Origin of the sequence: Microcoleus sp. Pol7_A1 (assembly GCF_036701085.1) — a bacterium.
GTDB lineage: Bacteria > Cyanobacteriota > Cyanobacteriia > Cyanobacteriales > Microcoleaceae > Microcoleus > Microcoleus asticus.
The window spans coordinates 1-4,924 of record NZ_JAUBQD010000128.1 but is presented as its reverse complement, the minus strand read 5'-3'; the positions used below and the strand labels follow the sequence as shown (position 1 = coordinate 4,924).

4 protein-coding genes are annotated in these 4,924 nt (G+C 48.2%); all 4 read right to left on the bottom strand.

From position 1 onward, the window contains the following. Positions 1 to 79 precede the first annotated feature (79 nt). The 4 genes from QUA20_RS31320 to QUA20_RS31305 all read right to left on the bottom strand — a co-directional run bounded on the left by QUA20_RS31320 (position 80) and on the right by QUA20_RS31305 (position 4,096). Positions 80 to 1,426, bottom strand: coding sequence for an FAD-dependent oxidoreductase (locus QUA20_RS31320; RefSeq protein WP_333194217.1), 1,347 nt, complete (start codon positions 1,424 to 1,426; stop codon positions 80 to 82). A 275-nt stretch (positions 1,427 to 1,701) separates the two neighbouring features. Beyond that, a complete protein-coding gene (locus tag QUA20_RS31315) occupies positions 1,702 to 2,451 on the bottom strand; it encodes a glucose 1-dehydrogenase (RefSeq protein ID WP_333194215.1) in 750 nt (249 codons plus the stop codon). 119 nt (positions 2,452 to 2,570) lie between these two features. Next, positions 2,571 to 3,395 (bottom strand): alpha/beta hydrolase, encoded by an 825-nt coding sequence (locus QUA20_RS31310; protein WP_333194213.1) that lies wholly within the window; start codon positions 3,393 to 3,395, stop codon positions 2,571 to 2,573. 287 nt (positions 3,396 to 3,682) lie between these two features. After that, positions 3,683 to 4,096 (bottom strand): hypothetical protein, encoded by a 414-nt coding sequence (locus tag QUA20_RS31305; protein ID WP_333194211.1) that lies wholly within the window; start codon positions 4,094 to 4,096, stop codon positions 3,683 to 3,685. Between the last annotated feature and the right edge of the window lie 828 nt (positions 4,097 to 4,924).

Genomic DNA, 4,924 nt, shown 5'->3' with positions numbered 1-4,924 from the left:
TTGGTTAATCCACAGCACTTTAAAAACTGGTTTACAAGCTGCTGCTACTGTACTTCATAAACCTGGAATCCGCTGTATCTCAAAGCAGCAACCGTGCCAGACTGGGTAAAGCTTCACCATAGGTGGGATGGATGTGAACCGATCGCTCTAACAACTGCCAGGTTGCTCCCGCCTCCATCAGGGATAAAAATACATGAACCAGTTCCGCAGTTTCGTAGCCCACTAGGGTTGCTCCCAGGATTTTGTCTGTGTCGCTGTCAATTACCATGCGATAAAACCCCAGGTCATGCCCCCACTCGATCGCACGCGCAATTTGGCTCATAGGTAACGTAACCGCACGCGCGTTGATGCCTTGTTTCTGAGCCTGTTCTAACGTCATCCCCACTCGCCCCACCTGGGGTTCTGTGTATACCGCATAGCCAAGAACGCGATCGCCTCGCGTCCGGTTTTCTCCACACAAAATAGCTTTTAAACGGCGATAGTCCTCCCATGAAACATGAGTAAAGGCAGGCTGTTTGGCAGCATCCCCGATCGCATAGACACCAGAACAGGTGGTGTGAAACTGGTCGTCAATTTTGACAAACCCTCGATCGTCTAACTCAATCCCGCTAGCGGCGGCATTTAATGCATTTGTATTGGGTTTCCGTCCGATCGCAACCAGCAAAGCTTCTCCCTGAAATTGTTCGCCATTACTCAGCGTCAGAATAAATACATTATTCTCATGGGCAACCTGATTTACATTCACCCCAAAATGGAGCTGAATTCCATCCTGCTTGAAGGCTTCTGCTAAGATCTGGCTGACATCAGCTTCTTCTCGATCTAAAAGGCGTGAACCCCGCACAATTAAGTGAGTCTGACTGCCCAAACGCGCCAATCCCTGCCCTAATTCCAAGCCAATATAGCCCCCTCCAATCACCAATAAACGGGCGGGTTTAGTGCTCAAGTCAAAGAAATTGCGGTTGGTCAGGTAGGGAGTTTCTGCCAGACCGGGAATCTCAGCAATCAGCGATGAGGTACCCGTGTTAATAATTACTAGAGGAGCCTGAACGGTGACATTCCCACCTTTGACCGTCCGTTCACCCACAAAAGAAGCTTCAGCACAAATTACCTTGACACCCGCAGTCTCCAATCGCTTGCGAATCCCCTGATTAAAATCGCTGCGGATTCCCCGAACTCGCTCCATGACAGCGGGAAAATCCACTTCAACCTCCGCGTGGATGCCTAATTTCTTGGCCTGACGCGCCCGACCTGCTGCATGAGCCGCTGCTAAAAACGCTTTGGACGGAGTGCAGCCATAGTTAATGCAACTACCGCCTAAAGCATCCCGTTCAAACAAGACAACCTTGCGCCCCTCATTGGCAAAATCAGTCGCCAGTGGAATGCCACCTTGACCACTTCCTATCACAATGACATCTGCTGTTTCCATTAGCGCTAAACTCCTTGGGGATAATTTGCTTTCATAACACTTTCACACTCCAAGTTCAAAACTCTCTGCTCGTTGAGATAGGGTTTGGATTGAGTTATCACATCATCATTCGGCATTGCTGAAAAGTAATGATTTTCTTACCTAGGAATTTGCTTTTGAAATAGCTAAATCATTATCAAATCAGCAATGCCTTGCATGGAATGGTACCGACTGCGGTTAGGATGCTTTAGCTTTGCGCTGTACTTCGTATACAGAAAAACGCAATGCCATCAAAGCTAGCGAAGACCACCCGTAATATACAGAGTTTCGCCAGTAATCCATCCTGAATCAGAGGACGCAAGGAAAACGACGGCAGGCGCAATGTCTTGCGGCTGTCCGATTCGACCCAGCGGAGTGTGCGCTTCAATTTGTTTGCGACCTTCGCTCTGAGCAATTCCCGCTGTATACGAACCTTCCGTTTCCACCATCCCAGGATTGATTGAATTGACACGGATGTGGCGTGAACCGAGTTCTTTGGCAAGCGACTTCGTGATGGCATCGACCGCTGCTTTGGTAGCATTATAGACTGAGCCGTTCGCGGGTGCGAGAGTGCTGACGATCGAACTGATATTGATAATGCTACCGCCTTCTGGCCCGAAGTGCTTTATACCTTGTTGTGAGGTGAGGAGCAATCCCAGCACATTGAGGTCAAATTGCTTGTGGAAGTGCTCTTCCGTGATGTTTTCCAGTGGGGAAAATTCATAAATGCCAGCATTGTTGACCAAAATATCTAGCTTGCCGAAAGCTTTTTGCGTTTCTGAAAAAAGATGTTCGATCTCTGCCTTTTTAGCAACATTTGCCTGGACTGCGATCGCCTTACCGCCTGCGCTGGTAATTTCATCAACCACGCGATCGGCCCCTTCTTTGCTTGATGAATAGTTAACGACAACTGCTGCACCTTCGGCTGCCAAATGTTTAGCAATAGAAGCACCGATTCCTTTGGACGCACCCGTGACGACTGCGATTTTTCCTTCTAGTTTTTTCATGGTTATTAAGAACTGTTGTGATTGTTGAGTTTGAACAAGCTGTCCGAAACGGTTGCGAACCTAAGAGAATGCACCCGTTCGGATCTTTAACAGTGAGATCTCACATCCGCGCATCCGCGTCAGGACTTGATGAATTCCAGCAGGTCGGCGTTGAGTTGGTCTTTACTCGTGTCGCCCAGACTATGCGATCCGCCGGGATAGATCTTTAAAGTCGAATTCTTGACCAGCTTCGCAGACAACAGGGCAGAAGCGCCAATTGGCACGATCTGATCGTCATCGCCATGAATAATCAGCGTCGGCACGTCGAACTTCTTCAAATCCTCGGTGAAATCTGTTTCCGAAAACGCCTTAATGCAGTCAAATGCATTCTTGTGACCGGCCATCATCCCCTGCATCCACCACGACTGGATCAGACCTTGGGAGACTTTGGCACCGGGTCGATTGAAGCCGAAAAACGGGCCACTAGCCACATCGAGGAAGAACTGCGATCGGTCAGCCAAAAACGCCGCCCGAAAGCCGTCAAAGACCTCAATGGGCAGCCCACCCGGATTCGCATCCGTCTTGAGCATGATCGGTGGCACTGCGCCCATTAGCACTGCCTTGGCAACCCGTGATGTTCCGTGTCGGCCAATAAACCGCGTTACTTCGCCACCGCCGGTAGAGTGTCCGATCGTCACCGCATCCTTTAGATCCAGCGCCTCGAAGAGTTCCGCCAGATCGTCAGCGTAGGTGTCCATTTCATTGCCGTGCCAGGGCTGGCTCGATCGCCCATGACCCCGACGATCGTGGGCGATGCAGCGGTAGCCGTGCGAGGCGAGAAAAAACATCTGCGATTCCCAAGCATCCGCACTGAGCGGCCAACCGTGACTGAAGACAACGGGTTGTCCTGTACCCCAGTCTTTGTAATAGATTTGTGTACCATCCTTAGTAGTGATTGTGCTCATGGGGCTCCTATGTAAATTGTGCTGATAGTTTCCCAGTCTGTATTTGATTTGGATAGTAAAGACGACTGCATCTGCGATCGGTATCCTATCGATCAATTACTACTTTATCAGTTGATACATAACTGATTTCAGCAGTCTTATTTTGATGACCCGACGATCGGTTGCGAAGGTGACCGATCCGCCTTTCAATCAGTTGTCTTCATTCTTCTATTTCGGTTCCATTTAGACCGCTCAAGTTCTTTGAGTTAAGATGCCAGTTAATCTTAGGACTTACGTACTTTGTGACATCAACGAATAACGATTAGGGCAGCTAGAGCGATCGCGACAACATCCTCAACAAGGGCAGCAGGAATTGCACCAATCTGCTCAATGGCGGCTATCCGTACTGTCCGACCACCATACGCACCGACCAGTACACCTACAACACCCAGGAGCAATCCAGCTAGTGCAACACTGCTGTTTGCTCCAGTGATGAACCATCCCACAATGCCACCACTAAGAATCCGAGCAATCAACGCAGGGGGACTGGTGCGAGAGGGAATTTGTGGCAGCATATCGGCAATTAGCTCAGCCACTGCCAGGACACCCAGAACGATCCCGATCGTGCCGCCACGCGCCAGAAATAAAGCAGCCGGGGCTGTCAAAGCTCGCAGTCCCGCCACTAACCCAAGGCCAAATGCAAAAATCAATGTTATGAACATAAATAGCCCTCTTGGTAGGTTTGAATGCCATCTTGATTTAAAACACAACTTATCAAGTTGTGGGTGATATTTTTTGTACAAAACTGAAGGATTGCCTGTGCGACTAGCGCAAAGCATAACTGTGAAGCAATTGTCCATCGCTTCATAGGTGAGTATTTTACGCCGTTCTCTACTCTTAATGCCCAACTATGGATTTCAAATGGAAAAAATCCAGGCACAATCGCCCTGCTTCAAGACGGGTTCGAGGCCCGATCCTATCACCTCAAGGGTGGCAACGATTTCAAACCGCAAAACAGCAGACAGAGTCAGAAGAGAGTTGGGGTTGTGGGGGTAAAAAGAAAGCTGAAACCTAGACATAAAAAGGATGAGAGCTGGGTTTCCCAAAAAATATGGGTCTGCTGTAGTGACAAGTAAACCCACAAATCAAAAAAATGCTAATGCAATTCGATCGCGAGAATCTAGAAAAGCAATTGGGTCGCGCCCAGTTCTTGATGTTGCTGCTTCTGGCTCAACATCATTCCCGCCGTAAAAAAAGTCAAACTAGAAACAATAGCAAGAGTATTTCCAATCTAAATAACTTGTGAAGTCAGACGCAGAAAGTTACAAATATTCTGGAATTTGCACAGCTTAACGATTAGTAGTTTATTGTGGTCTATCATCAGTTATTAGCCTAAAAATTCGGCACCAAAAAGTCGAATCCGGAGGTATACTTAGCTATTGACCGCAACCAGTGGAAAAATCTCAACTTGCTAATAGACATCTCCCAAAAAGAAATGGTTGATAGAGCGCTCTTAAATTATAATGGAATTTTATCCCCAAAAACATGAG